This is a genomic window from Pseudovibrio sp. Ad26 (assembly GCF_001623285.1).
Taxonomy (GTDB): Bacteria; Pseudomonadota; Alphaproteobacteria; order Rhizobiales; family Stappiaceae; genus Pseudovibrio; species Pseudovibrio ascidiaceicola.
This window is the reverse complement of record NZ_LMCE01000088.1, coordinates 324,163-340,864: the sequence shown is the minus strand read 5'-3', so window position 1 is coordinate 340,864 and position 16,702 is coordinate 324,163. Positions and strand designations below refer to the sequence as shown.

12 protein-coding genes are annotated in these 16,702 nt (G+C 49.4%); 10 read left to right on the top strand and 2 right to left on the bottom strand.

Annotation, left to right across the window (positions count from 1 at the left end; genetic code table 11):
- The first annotated feature begins 11 nt into the window (after positions 1-11).
- From phnD to PsAD26_RS18730, 7 genes are all read left to right on the top strand, one after another.
- The gene (gene phnD / locus PsAD26_RS18760; RefSeq protein ID WP_063311647.1) at positions 12-938 is read left to right on the top strand and encodes a phosphonate ABC transporter substrate-binding protein; all 927 of its coding nucleotides are present in this window, start codon (positions 12-14) and stop codon (positions 936-938) included.
- Between the two features lie 95 nt (positions 939-1,033).
- Positions 1,034-1,909, top strand: coding sequence for a phosphonate ABC transporter, permease protein PhnE (phnE, locus tag PsAD26_RS18755; RefSeq protein ID WP_063311769.1), 876 nt, complete (start codon positions 1,034-1,036; stop codon positions 1,907-1,909).
- Positions 1,909-3,285 (top strand): phosphonate ABC transporter, permease protein PhnE, encoded by a 1,377-nt coding sequence (gene phnE / locus PsAD26_RS18750; RefSeq protein WP_063311646.1) that lies wholly within the window; start codon positions 1,909-1,911, stop codon positions 3,283-3,285. Before phnE (PsAD26_RS18755) ends, phnE (PsAD26_RS18750) begins: the two co-directional genes overlap by 1 nt.
- A 762-nt stretch (positions 3,286-4,047) precedes the next feature.
- Positions 4,048-5,214: a porin gene (locus PsAD26_RS18745; RefSeq protein WP_063311645.1), complete on the top strand. Its 1,167-nt coding sequence runs from the start codon at positions 4,048-4,050 to the stop codon at positions 5,212-5,214.
- 610 nt (positions 5,215-5,824) lie between these two features.
- Positions 5,825-6,961, top strand: a complete 1,137-nt coding sequence (locus tag PsAD26_RS18740; RefSeq protein ID WP_063311644.1) for a porin — start codon at positions 5,825-5,827, stop codon at positions 6,959-6,961.
- An 886-nt stretch (positions 6,962-7,847) separates the two neighbouring features.
- Positions 7,848-8,960 (top strand): porin, encoded by a 1,113-nt coding sequence (locus PsAD26_RS18735; protein WP_063311643.1) that lies wholly within the window; start codon positions 7,848-7,850, stop codon positions 8,958-8,960.
- 486 nt (positions 8,961-9,446) lie between these two features.
- Positions 9,447-10,679 carry a porin gene (locus PsAD26_RS18730; protein WP_063311642.1) on the top strand — a complete coding sequence of 411 codons (1,233 nt, stop codon included), beginning with the start codon at positions 9,447-9,449 and terminating at the stop codon, positions 10,677-10,679.
- Positions 10,680-10,745: 66 nt separating this feature from the next.
- On the opposite strand, the gene PsAD26_RS18725 is transcribed toward PsAD26_RS18730, so the two are convergent.
- Positions 10,746-11,651: an alpha/beta hydrolase gene (locus PsAD26_RS18725; RefSeq protein ID WP_063311641.1), complete on the bottom strand. Its 906-nt coding sequence runs from the start codon at positions 11,649-11,651 to the stop codon at positions 10,746-10,748.
- 298 nt (positions 11,652-11,949) lie between these two features.
- Entirely contained in the window at positions 11,950-14,247 is a 2,298-nt protein-coding gene (locus PsAD26_RS18720) for a transglycosylase SLT domain-containing protein (protein ID WP_063311640.1), read from the bottom strand.
- A gap of 312 nt (positions 14,248-14,559) precedes the next feature.
- On the opposite strand from PsAD26_RS18720, the gene dapA reads away from it, so the two are divergent.
- The 3 genes from dapA (at position 14,560) to pyrE (ending at position 16,683) form a co-directional block, all read left to right on the top strand.
- Positions 14,560-15,438: a 4-hydroxy-tetrahydrodipicolinate synthase gene (gene dapA, locus PsAD26_RS18715; RefSeq protein WP_063311639.1), complete on the top strand. Its 879-nt coding sequence runs from the start codon at positions 14,560-14,562 to the stop codon at positions 15,436-15,438.
- Between the two features lie 67 nt (positions 15,439-15,505).
- Positions 15,506-15,982 (top strand): SsrA-binding protein SmpB, encoded by a 477-nt coding sequence (smpB, locus tag PsAD26_RS18710; protein ID WP_057464271.1) that lies wholly within the window; start codon positions 15,506-15,508, stop codon positions 15,980-15,982.
- A gap of 128 nt (positions 15,983-16,110) precedes the next feature.
- On the top strand, positions 16,111-16,683 hold the full coding sequence (pyrE, locus tag PsAD26_RS18705) for an orotate phosphoribosyltransferase (RefSeq protein ID WP_063311638.1): 573 nt from the start codon (positions 16,111-16,113) through the stop codon (positions 16,681-16,683).
- Positions 16,684-16,702 lie beyond the last annotated feature (19 nt).

Here is a 16,702-nt window from a genome sequence, read left to right as displayed (position 1 = left end):
GGAGTGCTCTGATGAAAATCATCGGTAAAGTCGCTGCAGCTCTTGCTGTTAGCACAACCCTTCTTGCTGCGCCTATGGCTCTGGCTGAAGAGAAAATCACTGAATTCCGCATTGGTATTCTTGGTGGTGAGAATGAGGCGGATCGTCTTCGTTCCAACCAGTGTCTGGTTGACCGTTTTGAAAAGCTGCTGGGTGTTCCGGTCAAGCTTTTCCCGGCAGCTGATTATGCTGGCACCATTGAAGGCCTGAAGGGTGGGAACCTGGATTATGCCGAGCTTGGCGCTTCCGGTTACTCTGCTGTTTACCTGTCAGCTCCTGGTGCTGTTGAGCCAGTGCTGACCACCAAGCAGACAGATGGCGCAACAGGCTATTATTCTGTTTTGGTTGCTCGTGCAGATTCTGGCATTGAAACGCTGGAAGACATGAAGGGCAAGCGCATGGGCTTTGCTGACCCTAACTCCACCTCCGGTTATCTGGTTCCTTCTGTTGCGTTTGACGATATGGGCCTGAACCTGAAAGAGTACTTTGCCTCTACGCAGTTTTCTGGTGGACACGAGCAGAACGTTCTTGCTGTTTTGAATGGCGATGTTGACGGCGGCGTCACCTGGGCATCTGGTGTTGGCGAATGGGAAGAGGGCTACACCTCTGGTAATCTGCGTAAGATGGTAGATAAAGGCATGGTTGATATGTCTGATCTGGTTCAGGTCTGGCAGTCTCCGCTGATCCCGAACGGTCCGCTTGTTGTACGTAAGTCGCTTCCATCCGACGTAAAGCAGAAGGTTGTTGCCTCGTTGAAGTCTATGGTGACTGATAACACCGAGTGCTTCTACTCCGCACAGGGTGGTGAGTACGCTGACTTTGTGGAAGTGAACCACGATTTTTACAAGACCATTGTTGAAGCGCGTCGCCGTAAGATCGAAGCAAAAAAAGCTAACTAATTCTCAGAGTAGTAAAGGGGCGCGGATCTGACCGCGCCCTTTCTTTATGGGGGCCGTGGTGGCTCTCATCATTTCCCTGTTTGGAGGATGTTGAAGTGGCCGCTCATCTGGCGCTTGCCGAAGCTTCCCGTCTGGCCGAGATTTCTCAGGCCTATGAGCGTGTTGCCCGGCGCCGAACGCTATATACTCTTTCTCTGCTCGGCCTTTGTGTCCTGAGCATCTTCGGTGGCTTGTTTGTTGCGGACCAAGCAAATTCTGGTGGCTTTTGGACCGGCTTGGGTAAATTCTTTGATTATCCGGCTGAGTTGTTCATTGGTGCTTATGAGGAAGGGCTGGTTGGGCTCTTCGCACTTGTTCTTCAATATCTTCCGTACTTAATCGAGACCGTCAACATCGCCTTGGTCTCAACTCTTCTGGCATTCTTTCTGGGTGGGGCGCTGAGTTTTGTTGCGAGCCGTAACTTGGTGAGCAATCGGCTTGCCGTTGCTGCGATGCGCCGGGTGATGGATATTTTTCGCGCGTTTCCAGAGATTGTGATTGCGCTGTTGCTGGTTCTGATTTTTGGGCCAAGTCCGGTTGCTGCTGTGATTGCGGTGACAACGCATACAATTGGTGCACTCGCCAAACAGTTTTCTGAGGTGAATGAGAACTGTGACCTGAAGGCTGCTGAAGGCATTCGCAGTGTAGGTGGCAACTGGTTGGAGCAAATTCGCTTTGGCATTCTGCCTCAGGTGCTTCCGAACTTTTTGTCTTACACGCTGCTTCGGCTGGAAGTGAACGTGCGGGCCTCTGCGATCCTTGGGTTTGTCGGAGCTGGTGGTCTTGGTGCCGAGTTGAAGATGGTTGTCGACTGGAACTATGGAGCTGACATTCTTGTCATCATTTTCATGCTGGTTCTTTCAATCACGTCCATCGATTACCTCAGTGGCTGGATGCGACAAATACTTATTGGTCAGACGGGGCAAGTTTGATGGAGCGTTCTAAGACAGATATTAGTGCCTTGCGTGGGACGTCGCATCATGAAGAGCAACGGTTGGACGAGCAGTATCCCGGTGTTCTCGGGCTGGATTTGAAAAAGCGCTTGCTTGGGCCGGTGCTGTCGCTGTTGGTTGTTGTTTATTTGGGTCTCTGCTTTTTCGCGTTTGATGTTCCGGGCGTGATGGAGAAGGCCCGTGGGGACATGGCTCAACTGTTTGCACTGGATGCTTATGCCCACAAGGTGCATGCAAAGTATCAGTTCAAGAAGGCTGATCAGGGATTTGTTGTTAGCCTGGAGGGCAACAGACGGGCTATATATAAAGAGCAGCCAGATTGGATTGAGCAATCACGTGGGCAATCCTCCATTCTGCTCGGTGAAGATGGGGTGCTTCATTTTGCAGATGATGTGGTGACTTACACTCATCCAAAGTTTGGTGAGCCTTTTACATTCAAAGTTGGAGATGGGGTTCCGCAGTTTATTGGTGGAGCGGAGGCTGACTGGCTGAAGGTCTCGAAAACCCAGGTTAATGCGCGGCCCTCTTTATATACACGTATCTGGCTGACAAAGAGCAAAGTTGAGGTGCATCGCTATTTCGTTGGGTGGGAGAACTTCTGGTTTGACTTTGACAGCAAGCTGAACGGGCTGAGTGCTGGTCAGCTGATATCCCTGGCGTTCTCTTCGGAAAGACTGGATCCTGATGTTTCCAACCTGCGCTTTATGTTCAATGAGTTTTGGATGAACAGTGAGTGGCAGCATGGGGAGGTTTATTTCGCATTGCTGCAAACTCTCATCATGGCCGTGGTCGGTACCTTGATTGCGGGTATTCTAGCATTGCCGCTTGCGTTTGCTGCTGCTGCGAATGTTAATCCGGTGAGGTTGGCGCGAACAGGCGTGCGCCGGTTCTTCGATTTCCTACGCGGGGTCGATATGCTTATCTGGTCGCTCATCTTTATACGGGCGTTCGGACTTGGGCCGCTCTCCGGGATTTTTGCGATCTTCTTCACCGATACGGGTACTTTCGGCAAGTTGTTCTCTGAGGCGATTGAGAATGCAGATAAGAAACAGGCGGAAGGCGTGCAAGCAACGGGAGCTTCTCCGGTTCAGAAATACCGGTTCGGGCTGTTTCCGCAAATCCTACCTCTCTTTATATCCCAGATGCTTTATTATCTGGAGAGCAATACACGCAGTGCCACCGTGATTGGAGCATTGGGAGCAGGGGGAATAGGCCTAAAGCTTATAGAGACTATGCGAACCAGACAGGATTGGGAGAACACTCTCTACCTGATCTTTCTGATTATTGTAGTGGTGATGATGATGGATCAACTCTCAGGATGGTTACGTCGCAAACTCATTGAAGGCCAAGCCTAGGACAAAACACTCAGTTTTATGGAGGAGGGCGGTCACTCAAGTGGCTGCCCTCTTTGTTTTTGGTAGGTAGTCAGTTGTCCTTTGCGTGAAAAATGCTCGCTGAGGTGGATTTGTCCACATCGTATAGACTGCAAAAGTTAATGCGTTTTAGGCCGATAAATCGCAGTGGCCCTATGTGAATTTAGCTAACTTATTGATTTACATGTGTTTTTATGTGTTGTGTGGAGTCTATGTATTTAATATCAAAATTATTGATGTATTATGATTTGTTGCTTGTGTTGATGTATGCTTGCAGTCAGTTGCAGCTCACTTGGAAGGAAAAAGCTATGAGATAGTAGGTTTTTGACTGAATAAGTGACGATTTATGTTTGTTTTTCTTAAGTTATACCGGTCCGGTCTCAACACCTCTCCAGTAACTCGGAACATAACAATAAATTATGGGTTTAATCTTCGCTTTTGCTTTGAAATGGTTTGTTTCTAGTGCGTGTTGCCGTTCTTGGTTTGGCTTATCTCCCCTAAATTCCCTGTGTTATTTGTGCCACATCGTATTTCGATGACTTTCAAACTTCATTTGAATTATTGATTAAAAACTAAAGATCACAAATATTGATGTTGTGAACAGCGCGGGGCGCACTTACCGGTGCCCGCTGAATAAAGTGATGTTTCAAACATTGCTTTGATCAGGATGCGCAAGTGGGGAGCCAGAGTGGTCAGGGATCGACATGTGGTCGAGCTGCTCTGGTTTTAAAGAAAGTTAGAATTATGAATTTCAAGGCTATCGCAATCGCAGCAGCTGCTGCTGCCGCTGCAACTTCCGTTCAGGCTGCTGATCTTCCAGCTGACATCGCACCAGTAGATTACGTACGCATCAACGATGCATACGGTGCAGGTTTCTTCGTACTGCCAGGCACTGAAACTGCAATCAAAATCGGCGGTCGTATCCGTGTTGAAGCACGCTTCACTGACCTGCTGGACGATGAAGATTACAGCAGAGAAGACAACAACCACAACTTCCGTTCCCGTGCGAACCTGCGTATTGATACCCGTACACAGTCTGAGCTGGGTCTGATCCGTACATATATGGATTTCCAGTACACTTCTAACTCCGACTCACGTGATGCTGCAGGTGTTAAACTGGACAAGGGTTATGTTCAGATTGGTGGCTTCACTTTCGGTCTTGCAACTTCTGCATTCGATCTTTGGACTGGCGAACTGGCTTCCAACCTGTTTGACCGCCACCTGGCTGATGACACCGTATGGCAGGCATCCTACACCCACGCATTGGGTAACGGCCTGACGATTGCTGCGTCTATTGAAGACAACGCTGACCGTGAGCAGGGTGTATTCGTTGGTCCTGCTGCCGACCTGAATACGGCAGGTAACACCCTTCCTTCCTTCGTCGCGAAAGTTCTGCTGAACCAGGGTTGGGGCTATGCTGGTCTTTCTGGTGCCGTAACTAAAGTTGACGCTTCAGGTAATCGTAATTCCTCTGAGGTTGGATACGCTGTTGCAGGTGCTGTTGGCTTCAATCTTGACATGATTGCTCCTGGTGACGTGATCAACTTCCAGGCTGCTTATGCAGACGGTGCTATGGCTTATGTTGGAGCTGAAGGCGATATTGCAGACGCAGTCCTTAACACTGATGGTGATATTGAAACCAACAAAGCTTGGTCTGTTGCTGGTGGTTACATGCACAACTGGACAAGCGAGTTGTCTTCCGGTGTTGAAGCTTCTTACTTGGACGTAGAGTCCGGCGAAGAAACAATCTTGGCTGACTTTAACGAAGTTGTTGTTGCCGGAACTATGGAATACCGTCCTGTTTCTGGTCTGCTGTTCTCTGCTGGTGCTGGCTGGAAGCAGAAAGACGAAGATCGTTCTTCAAAGGAAGACGCTGCTGTCTTGAACTTCCGCGTACAGCGTTCTTTCTAAGGCTGACTTAAGCCTTAGACCTTCATTGGACTTTCAATAATCCAGATTTTCCAATGACTCTCATTCCCGGTGGTGTCCAAAACCACCGGGTTCCTCTGTTTGAGGCTATGTGCATGTGGGTACTCTTGCCTATTTCTATTTTGAATTTGCATATTAAATTTTAGTCGGCATTTTAATCCCCAGTGCGTGGGTTTTTGCATGCGTTCAGGGTGATTATGTTTTTTAAGCAATTGAATATACTGATCTAGACGTATCGGTTCTGCATTTAATATTTATATTTCAACGGGTTAATAAAAATTAGAATGCCTATGATCTGTGGCGTCTGAGTTGAGTGTTTCGAGCATCCATAAAAGCCGTTGTGTCAAAAAAAACACACTACTTTGACGTGGTGATGTTTCTCCCCTCCCAAACTACTAGGTTGATATTGCGATCTTCCATCTCGTCGGGCATCAATATGTCCATCGACGCGGTCGAGCCGATTGATTGCTTTGCCAAATTATGGTGAGCCTTTCTGGTTCTCGTGTCGCAGGGAAAAGAGGAAATGTGAGCTGCTCCAAACAGGTCACGCCAGTTTCTTCTTTCTATTGAGAGACATTGGAAGGTCAGGATTATGAACGTTAAAACTCTTGCACTCGCTGCAGCAGCTGCTGCAGCTGCAACTTCTGCACAGGCTGCAGATCTGCCACTCGCTGCTGAGCCAGTAAACTACGTAAAAGCATGTGACGCATTCGGCGCTGGTTACTTCCAGCTGCCAGGCAAAGACACCTGCATCAAACTCGGCGGTCGTATCCGCGCGCAGTACGTTTCCCACGACCTAAATGAAGGCCTTGGCGATAACTTCGACCGCAATGACGATGGTAAGGCTGATCTCGATAACGATGATGAAGTAAAGAAAAACAACTACAGCTCATATGTTCGTGGTTACATCTACTTCACTTCCATGACTGCTACCGACTTTGGTACCATCAAGACTTATACTGAACTGGAAAATCAGTGGGACCAGGGTGCATCTCGTTCAACTAAAGTGAACGATGCTTGGGTTCAGCTCGGCGCAGACTACGGTTCTTTCCTCTTTGGTCGTGAAGCTTCCGCATTCGACGGTTTCACTGGTTACACATGGATTGGCCCAGTTGGTGGTTGGTGGTCTGATCAGTCCACTCTTCAGGCTTCTTTCACTGGTGATCTCGGTAATGGTGTAACTGCAACTGCTTCTATTGAAGATTCCAGCTACCGTGGTGGCGATGAAAACGCAGTTGACTTCGTTGGCGCATTGAAAGTTGCTCAGGGTTGGGGTTCCTTCCAGCTTGCTGGCGCGGCTCACAACAAAGCTGATGGCGACGACTACGGTTATGCAATTGGTGCAACTGCAGTTGTTAACCTGGACATGGTTAAAGAAGGTACAGAGTTCACCTTCCAGGCTCAGTATGCAAACGAAGCTGGCGCTTACCTCGGCGTGAGCAACGACGACATCGACAGCTACGACGTCAAAGGTTACAACCTGTCTGCTGGCATCGAGACTGCTCTGACCGAGAAAGTTTCTGCTCAGCTGGATCTGGCATACCTGAGTGTTGAAGAGATTTCTACAGACACAGATTATGTTGATTTCACCGTTAATGGTTCTGTTGTTTACTCTCCAGTATCAGGTCTTGGTCTTGCTCTGGCAGCAGGCTGGGGACAGGAAGAAATTGATGGTGACAAGCTGGACGACGAGATCAAAGTTGGTGCTCGCGTACAGTACACCTTCTAATTTGGTGTAAAAATTTGATGGCTTAGTTAGCCATCTAATTTCGAAAACCCCGGTAACTACGGTTACCGGGGTTTTTTGTGTTTAACGATATTGGGAGGCACTAAGGGTGATCTGAGCGACGGCTCTAACTTTAGATGCTTTTCCGTAATCCTGCCTTGCCCCCTTAGTGTAGAGATGAGCTGTGTTCCAGTTTTATGGGATGCAGATGGGTTGTTGTTAGGGCACGCCGCACAGTCTTTGATGTCTATGCTCTGATTTAAGCGTGCATCTCTGTAGATTTGCCTGATCCTTGATCCAGAGACACTCAGCAATAGAGTGTTTATAGGGTTTACCGAGTTCATCAAAATTACACCCACTCGACGATATCTGCATGAATTGCCTAATCCTATGAGGTCTTTATACACACTGAATGTTTTCTCAGTGCTGCATATTTAGTTGTATTTGAGGTGATGATTTAGTTGGCCACTGCTGAGTGTGTGATTGCGTATCTATTATGCTCTAACCGTTTGATTAAAAAGAATAATATTCAATGCCTTTCATAAAGTGGTCACTCATATCTATCCCTCTATCAAGGATAAGGACTTTCACAACGTAGCGAGAGATTGTTGCACTTGCCTAATTGTCGTGTTGTTAAAAAGACACATGTAAAAAATCACAAGTAGAAATAGGCATGCATGAAACCTAAGTGGGCTTGCCTAAAACTCCAGATATTGTAATTTCTCCTCACGAACCTTCAGGGGGCTTTCTCATCAGGTAGGCGCTTGATTTGAGGCGGAGGGTTCACAGGGACAGTTCAGACACGCTTGATGACGGTGCATGCACCTGAATTGCGGTTTGATGATCTGTTTTAAATAAAGTTTAAAATCCATATTATGGGAAGCTTGTGATGAACTTCAAGAAAATCGCTATCGCAGCAGCTGCTGCAGCAGCTGCAACTCCAGCAATGGCTGCCGACCTTCCGGTAGTTGCAGAGCCAGTAAACTACGTACAGGCATGTGACGCATTCGGCGCTGGCTACTTCCAGCTGCCAGGCCAGGACACTTGTGTTCGCGTACATGGTCGTATCCGTACACAGTGGACTTCGCATGATCTGACTGAAAGCCTTTCTACTGCGAACCCTTATTCAACACTTGCTCGTGGTTATGTTTACCTGGAGTCCATGACCGCTACAGAAATGATGTCAATTAAGACATACACTGAGCTGACCGCATCTTGGGATGAGTCTTCAGAAGACACTCTTGGTATGGGCGACGCATACCTTCAGCTCGGCTTTGATAATGTTTCTGTTCTTCTTGGCCGTACTGGTTCCGTATTCAATACCTTTGGCGGTTACTCTGCAATCGGTGTGATTGGTGTTACATCTGGTGGCGAAGACACCATGCAGATTTCTGCTTCCACTTCTCTCGGTAACGGTTTCACTGCAGAGTTTGCTCTGGAAGATGCAGAAGCCTATGGCGGTGCGATGAACCGTTCTGATTTCGTTGGTGCACTTTCTGTAACACAGGGCATGTTCACTGGTAATGTGTCTGCAGCTGCTCACGCATTCTCTAACGATGAATATGGCTTTGCAGTTGCTGGTTCTTTGGAAGTTGCTGCAACTGATGCTGTGAAGTTTGGCTTTGGCGCAACTTACGCGAAAGATGCACTTGCTTACGCAGCTGGTTCAGCTGACAATGACATTCTCCCACTTGCAGAACGTCTGGCGATTGGTGCAGCTGATGAAGTTGGCACAACTTCTTACGTAGTTGCTGCAGGTATTGAAGTTGCAGCCACAGACAAAGTTACCTTGGCACTTGACGGTTCTTATGCAAACTACGATATCGGCAGCGAGATTGACTTCAATCAGACCGTAGTTAACGGTTCTATTGCGTACGCGCCAGTTGCAGGCATGGTTATTGCCCTGGATGCTGGCTGGACACGCGTAGAAGCTGAAGTTGGTAGCGATGATTTTGATGGTGACTCTGCACAGGTTGCTGCTCGCGTACAGTACTCCTTCTAAGATCTCTTAGATTGAGGGTCCCGGCGGCGGTGTCGCCGGGACCACTTTCATAAAGCCTTGATGTGATACTTGCCACAGACTTGCATGTGTAGGCGGTATAGGAAGGTACTACTTCAAGATTTTATGAGTTTTGGTTTAGCTCGAAACCTTCTAATCTATATCTGGTTGAAGTTCATATATCCTGATCTTTCAATCAGTCTCTCAAGCCCGGCGGTTCCAACCCGCCGGGCTTTCCCATTTGTGCGCGATACCTAAGTTTTCAATGAGTATTACGCCATGGTGACCTCCCAAGCTGTGAAATTTTGCTCAGTTGAACTTCCTGCTCGTTTCGGTTGGGTGAGAAAATCCTGCCCAATCCATAGTAATTGCGAAAATTGAACCTTGGCGTAATTGTCTAGTTGCACAGGGGTAGTCATTGCAGCTGATTTTGATCACTGCATTTGTGGGCATTGGGCTACTCCGAGTGACGGATGGAGGTTCAATACTATGACGAAGAAGCTGATATTCCTGCCGGTCTTGCTGTCATTCGGAGTTACAGCACAGGCTACAGACTTGCCTAAACCTGTTTTTGAGGCTGAGCCTGAGCCGCTCAATCTGGTGGAACCCTTAGACTATGTGCAGGTTTGTGATGCGTATGGTGAGGGGTTTTTCTTTATCCCTGGTACGCAGACGTGCCTGCGCTTGAGTGGTCGGGTACGTACCGATGCGCAGTATCGTCGCTTTCCCAAAAAGCCGAGTAACTGGGGCGGCGTGGTTGATGATGATCCTAAAGGGCGTGATTTGAACTCGATGCGCTTTCGTGCTCGCTCCTACATCCGCATGGATGCGCGATCAGAGACCGAGTTTGGGTTTGTTCGCACTTTTTCTGAGCTTAGAGCGACAGTGGATTCAGACACTGAACGATATGGTGACTCTCCGGAAATGGATCTGAACAAAGCTTATATTCAGTTTGGTGGCTTTACGATTGGGCGCACTGGTTCTCTGTTTGACTTCTTTACGGGCGCTACCTTTGGCTCTGTGCATCGCGATTGGTCGGACACCAACTCCTGGGCCGCAGCTTATACGGAAGTGTTTGATGGTGGTGTTTCCGTTACCGTTTCTATTGAGGATCCTGTTTACCGTGCGCATGGCGTGTTTACGGGTGTTGCGAGCGAAAACGGAAAGGCTGGGAACAAGGCGCCTGATTCTGTAGCGGCATTCCGGATGGATGGTGACTGGGGCAGTGCGAAGCTCGCGGCGGCTGTGACGAACATCAGACCAGACGCAGCTTATGTGCCTGGTGAAGTTGGATGGGCGTTGGGGGCAGGGGCGATTATTAACCTCCCTCAGATGGGTAGTCAGGATGCTATGGCTCTGCAGTTCCAGTATGGAAACGGTGCTGTTTCCTATGTGGGTATTGATGACGATGAAGTTTTTGACGCTTACTACATCAACGGCGATACCAGAAAGACCGAAGCGCTGTCGTTTTCAGGTGGGCTTACGCATTATGTGACGCCTGAAGTGCGGACAGACTTTGATGCGAGTTACGCGGTTGTTGACACACCAACTGGTGCTGCGCTTCCTGACTTCGATCGGTTTGCTTTGGATTGGGATCTGGTCTGGTCACCTGTCAGCGGAATGGAAATGGGTGTTGACCTTGGCTATGCACGAACATCGCCGGAGGATGAAAAAGACTTTGATGAGGCCAGTGCGCTCTTCAGAGTTCAGAGAACCTTCTAAGACATTAAGTTTCTTGAAGAACTTGGGAGTTGGATCTGATGAGCCAACTCCTCTTTTTTGTGTTTGCTAAGCGTGCTGTCTTATAAAATTGAGGATGCGCGTTTGGGTAGAGTGGTCCCAGAGTAGAGGCGCATGTCCTTGATTGGGGATGACTGCGAGTTCCATCTTCTCGTGCAACTGCTGCATTTTCTTGACAGTCTTTGTTGTGAGGAGACGTGAGTTTTGTCCATGGAGTAAGAGGTGAGGAAACGGTTTTAGCGCGCTGAAAGATAGCCAGAGATCATCTTCAGGTGCAGCTTTCTTGTCTCCACGGAGTGTATCGCCCAAGTGCTTGTCATAGCGTAATGATACGCCGTCGGAATTGGGAGCGTATAATTGATTGGCGAATGTTATCCAATCCGCTTCTGACATGGCTGTGAACGCTGTTGCATGGATGGAAGCGAGGCGCTCTGCTGCGGCTTTCATGTTTGGTTGGGACATGACGGTGCCGACTGAGGCAATGATGTCGTCGAGAGCTGGTGGTTCGATGACTGGGCCTATGTCGTTGATAATGACTGATAGCAGGCGCTCTGGGTGGCGTTGGGCCATGGAGAAAGAGTGGAGGCCGCCGCGGGATGTGCCGATGAGTGCAAATTTTTCAAGTCCGAGCGCTTCGATGCCCCTGTCAATATCGTCGGCTTCCTGATCAAGACTGTAGGTCTCAAAATCCTCAGAGTGATCTGACAGGCCACGGCCGCGGTAATCCATTGCGATGACGCGGTGACCATTTTCTCTCAAAAAGTTTGCTAGGTGATAGAAATCTCTTGTGTTTCTCGTTAGGCCAGAAAGGCAAAGGACTGTTGGGTTGCGGGGAGTATCCGGGTCCCAGATGTGTGCAGATAGGGTTAGTCCATCGCTGGCTTTCCAAGTGAAACGGGTTGCGCCTGCAACGTTTTGAAGGTCGACATCAATGTAATCTGGGGCTTGAAGCATAAGTTCCTCCCGAAATGCTTCGGTGTTTTCAGCGATTACAATGCGGTCCGGTTTAACTTCCGGCTTCTGAAGGGCGCTTTTAGACAGGTTTTCCCAGTGCGTGTGTTTGCTACTATGAAAACTGCCTGATGAATCGCTGGATCAGTTATCCTCACCATAGGGCAGGTTTATGCACGTGTCTTGTCAAAGTTGGAGGGTGAGATGCAAGGGTGCCCGAAGGGTTTATGTTCTGTTGCTGACAACAAAAAGCCCGGCAAAATCGCCGGGCTTTGGTTGTTTTGAGTTGTTTGCAGTGGGATTAGTAGCCGCGCGTGAGATCCTGTGTGATCGTGAGTGGCTTGTTTTCCAGCTTATATCGGTAGACCTGAAGGTTTTCCGTGATGCGCTGCACGTAGTTCCTCGTTTCCCCGTAAGGGATTGATTCAACCCAATCTATTGGATCTATTTTTGGATCTCGTGGGTCACCAAAGCGCTCAATCCACTCCTTCACCTTGTTCTCACCAGCGTTGTACGCGGCGAAGGTGAGGATGTAGGAGCCACCGAACTCGTCCACCAGCTCTCCCAAAAAGGCTGCGCCCAGTGTGGCGTTGTAGGCTGGGTCAGATGTCAGGCGGGACTTCTTGTAGGAGACCCCCAGATTGCGAGCCGTGTCGCGAGCTGTCCCCGGCATGAGTTGGAGTAATCCCAATGCACCTGCGCTGCTGCGCGCTTTTGGGTTAAATGAGCTCTCTTGTCGAGCAATCGCGTAAACGACTGGTTTTTCTACACCTTTTGTGATGCGTGTTTTGCGCGGAATTGCGTTGGTCGGGTAAGCGAGCGGTGCCGCTTCGACACGTTCTGCCTGTGCCAGACGACCAACCATTGTCGCCCATTGATAGACGCCGCGAGATTCTGCTAGCTCAGTCAGAAGTCTGATTTGACCGTTTGTTGGCAGTGTCCGCGCCAGGTGCGTATAAAACAACAGTGTATCATTGTGCAGTCCGGCTTCATCCATTCGCTTGATGGCTTGCACGAGTTCGTTGTGATCGAATGCAGTTCGGTCGGCTGTTGTCACATCAGGGAGTGTGGCCAGAGGCATTTGGTTGATGCCGAGTTTGGCGAGCGCTAGTTGACCGTAGTATGCCGTTTGGAAAGCGCCAGCCTGTTTATAGTAGTCAACGGCGCCCTCTGTATCTTTCAAAGCTTCGCGGGTGCGGCCCAGCCAATAGTAGGCGCGGGACAGCGTTTGTGCTGTTTTGCCGAGTTTGGCAATGCGTTTGAAGTGTGGCTCTGCCAGTCGTGGATCGCCCACATAGCGCAGCGCAAACCAGCCTGCATGGAACTCTGCCTCGACAATCATGCCCGGAGATTCTGCCGCGTGATGGGCTGCGATATTGTAGGCGAGACGTGGTTTGCCAGCTTCGATCATTTCGCGGGAAATATCGCGGCGTTGCTTCCACCAGTCATCGCCATTGAGCAAAGCAGTCGGATTGGTCGGGGCTGCCTCCATCAACTTTGCAGCGGTGTCGTAATCCCCTTGCAAACGGTAGTGCTGGATGAGTGCGAACTGGTAGTTGCTGTCAGATTTCATAGAGCGCGGAACGCTCTTTAACTTGCTGAGCGCATTGCCGTTTTTGCGAATGCTGGCAATGCGGGCCTTGATGTAAGTCTGTTCGTCTTTTGACAGTTCTGAAAGTAGGCGTTCTGCTGCGCGTGCTCTGTCGCGGTACAGGAGCATTTCTGCTCTTAGGCGATGATCTTTTTGTCGTAGGAGACTGCCAAATGAAGAGCGGATTGCAGCTTCTTCGGGTGTCTCAAAGACGGTTTTTTGCCAAAGTGGACGAATGAGTTTTGCAGCTTCGGTCCTGTTGCCTTTTGCCAAATGCGCTTTGGCGAGAACAAGTTTGCCGTCCTTTGTTTCTGGAACAGTAGAGCCAAATGCTGCGATGATCTGAGAGGGTGTCAAATTGGATGCGGCGAGGGCGGCTTCGCCGCGAGCACGCACGACTTTTGCGGTTGGCCAGTGTGGTGCGCTGGCTGCAAACTGAGCGATATGGGTGACCGGTGTTTTGGGCCCGCCCCGTAGCATAATGAACCAATCCGCCACACGACGATCGAGGTTATCCGGCAAAGCGTTTCGAGCGCGCAGTGCTTCATTCAGGCGTCCGGATTTAACGTGCTGGAGAACCGTTTTAAGTGGTTCGACTGATCCCGTTGCTTGAGCTGTGCTCAAGTCCTGTGGATAAGAGCTTGTTAGCGCTGCAGTCGCTTCCAGTGCATTTTGCGGGCTGGAAGGGCGGGTGGAAATCTGAGTTCGCCCGTTATTGAGAGGTGCAGCAGGAGCATAGCTGGACAGTTGAGAGTTCTTTGTTCCACCTGCAGTGCCCCTGCCAATCACTGGAGGTTTGGAGCGCGGTGTGGCGGCAAGCGATCTGCTTTGAGCAGCAGCATGCTGTGTGCTCAAAGCGACTGTGCGCACTACCTTTGCAGGGTTTGGAGCCGGAATAACGCTGTGATTTAAAGAGGATACAGCAGAAAATGCCGACGCGGAAACAGTCGTGGCAATGGCAAATGCACTTACACGTGTCGATACTAGAAGAAACTCACGGATACGCATACTACTCGTCGGCCCGTCTCACCTGAGTGTTGTTTATCCGGTAAAAACGCACCGGACGGTTTAATTCCCAAAAAATCCCTCATTCTGCTTGCCACAAACAGGGTAAATATCTGTTTAATGTTTCACCCAAGGGACGATAATACTCTCCTGTGAAACTGGCCTAATTATGAGCACAAAAAAATTCCCGAATCTTATAAGAGAAGGTCTTGGTGATGTTGCCGAGATAGGCTAGATCACATTATTGTATGCCACCCCTTTGAGGGCACTGGCAAAATTTGCTCTGTATATATGTAATCCAACGAGGAACCTGAGATGTTTAGAGGATCAATTCCAGCACTTGTCACACCTTTCAAGGATGGCAAAGTGGATGAGAAGGCCTTCCGGGAATTCGTGGATTGGCAGATAAAACAGGGCTCCCACGGGCTCGTGCCTGTGGGAACAACCGGAGAAAGCCCAACTCTTTCCTTTGCTGAACACAAGCGTGTCGTGCAGATGGCAGTTGAGGTTTCTGCTGGTCGCGTTCCTGTGATGGCGGGCGCTGGGTCCAACAATCCGGTTGAAGCGATTGAATTTGCGCAGCACGCTCAGGAAGTGGGGGCAGATGCGATTTTGTCCGTTACGCCTTATTACAACAAGCCTAATCAGGCTGGTTTGAAGGGGCACTTTAAAGCGATTGCTGCTTCTGTAGATCTTCCTATCTACATCTATAACATTCCGGGACGCTCCATTATTGATATGGAAAGTCAGACGATGGCGGATCTGTTTAATGAAGTGGACAACATTGTCGGTGTGAAAGATGCAACTGCAAACCTTGCACGTGCTTCTGAGCAGCGCCATCTATGTGGTCATGACTTCATCCAGCTTTCTGGTGAGGATATCACTGCACTTGGCTTTAACGCTCATGGTGGTCAGGGATGTATTTCTGTGACAGCAAACATTGCGCCTGCGCTGTGTTCGCAGTTTCAAGAAGCGTGCCTTGCAGGTGACTTTGTAACTGCGCTCTCCATTCAGGATCGTCTTGCGCCGCTACACCAAGCCCTGTTCATTGAGCCAAATCCAGCAGGTCCAAAGTATGCTTTGTCTCTGCTTGGCAAAATGGAAAACGAATTGCGCCTGCCTTTGGTCACAGTAAGTGAAGAAACTCAGGAAAGCATTCGCAAGGCTATGGTTCATGCAGGCCTGATCAACTAGTGTATTGCTCCGCGCACCTAATATGAGCGTGCGCGGAGATATTTATTGAATGAAATAAGGAAAAGAAATGGCTGCCAAAAAAGGTGGCGTTCCCGGGCGCAAGGTTGTTGCGGATAACCGGAAGGCCCGTTTTAACTACGAAATTGAAGATGTGTTTGAGGCCGGTATTGAGCTGAGGGGCACAGAAGTAAAGTCTCTTCGCCAGGGTAAAAGCAATATTGCTGAAAGCTATGCTGCTGAGTACCGGGGTGAGATGATGGTCTACAACGTCTACATCCCAGAATACACGCAGGGCAATCGCTTTAACCACGAGCCTCGCCGTCCACGTAAACTGCTGATGCATCGCCGCGAGTTGAACAAGCTGTTTGCTGCCGTTCAAAAAGAAGGCAAAACAATCGTGCCCCTGAAGATCTACTTCAATGAAGATGGGCGGGCAAAGATGGAAGTTGCTTTGGGTCGCGGTAAAAAAGCTCATGATAAGCGCCAGACCGAAAAAACTCGGGACTGGAACCGCGAAAAACAGCGTCTGCTTAAAAACGGCTAGAGCATCCCATAGATCTGGTGATGCTCCAGCTCTTTACATTACGCTTGCGTAGATAAAGCTGATCCGAAAACTTGCTGGAAAGTTGCATTCCTTCTAATAAGGGGCAACTGTGTTTGGAGGTGGAGCGGATGTCTAGCGAAACGAAGTTATTGTTGTCTGATCTTGCGCGGCAAATTGCGGAAGTTGCAACGCTCGAAGGTGAGTTCGTGCTGCGTTCCGGGCAGGTTTCTGCACGTTACTTCGATAAGTACAGCTTCGAAGGACTTCCTCACATTTTGCGACCGCTCGCACGGGCAATGAGCGAGTTGCTTCCACCTGAAACGGAAATTATCGCTGGTCTTGAGCTTGGAGGTGTCCCTCTTGTTACTGCGATGTCTCTGGAAACCGGCCTTCCTGCGGCGTTTGTTCGAAAAGAGCCTAAATCTTACGGTACGTGTCGTGCGATCGAAGGACAAAATCTGACTGGGCGAAAAGTGGTCTTCGTAGAAGACGTTATCTCAACTGGTGGGGCTGTTGCTGATGCATTGCGTTTAGCTACGCAAGAGGGGGCAGATGTTCGCGCCGTTGTTTGCGCAATTTGGCGAGGGGACGATGCTCCTGCAATTCACGCTGCTCCTGAGTTGCCTGTCTATCCGGTTTTTACGCGGGCTGACCTAGAGGTGCAGCTCGGTGATCAGGCATGCCAAATGGAAAGCCAGTGAGTAGGCAACGCATGATTTT

Excerpts from the sequence above, each read along its gene's own strand:
- dapA (WP_063311639.1), top strand. The coding sequence starts at position 14,560 with ATGTTTAGAGGATCAATTCCAGCACTTGTCACACCTTTCAAGGATGGC.
- PsAD26_RS18745 (WP_063311645.1), top strand. The coding sequence starts at position 4,048 with ATGAATTTCAAGGCTATCGCAATCGCAGCAGCTGCTGCTGCCGCTGCA.
- smpB (WP_057464271.1), top strand. The coding sequence starts at position 15,506 with ATGGCTGCCAAAAAAGGTGGCGTTCCCGGGCGCAAGGTTGTTGCGGAT.
- PsAD26_RS18720 (WP_063311640.1), bottom strand. The coding sequence starts at position 14,247 with ATGCGTATCCGTGAGTTTCTTCTAGTATCGACACGTGTAAGTGCATTT.
- pyrE (WP_063311638.1), top strand. The coding sequence starts at position 16,111 with ATGTCTAGCGAAACGAAGTTATTGTTGTCTGATCTTGCGCGGCAAATT.
- PsAD26_RS18740 (WP_063311644.1), top strand. The coding sequence starts at position 5,825 with ATGAACGTTAAAACTCTTGCACTCGCTGCAGCAGCTGCTGCAGCTGCA.
- PsAD26_RS18725 (WP_063311641.1), bottom strand. The coding sequence starts at position 11,651 with ATGCTTCAAGCCCCAGATTACATTGATGTCGACCTTCAAAACGTTGCA.
- phnD (WP_063311647.1), top strand. The coding sequence starts at position 12 with ATGAAAATCATCGGTAAAGTCGCTGCAGCTCTTGCTGTTAGCACAACC.
- PsAD26_RS18730 (WP_063311642.1), top strand. The coding sequence starts at position 9,447 with ATGACGAAGAAGCTGATATTCCTGCCGGTCTTGCTGTCATTCGGAGTT.
- phnE (WP_063311646.1), top strand. The coding sequence starts at position 1,909 with ATGGAGCGTTCTAAGACAGATATTAGTGCCTTGCGTGGGACGTCGCAT.
- PsAD26_RS18735 (WP_063311643.1), top strand. The coding sequence starts at position 7,848 with ATGAACTTCAAGAAAATCGCTATCGCAGCAGCTGCTGCAGCAGCTGCA.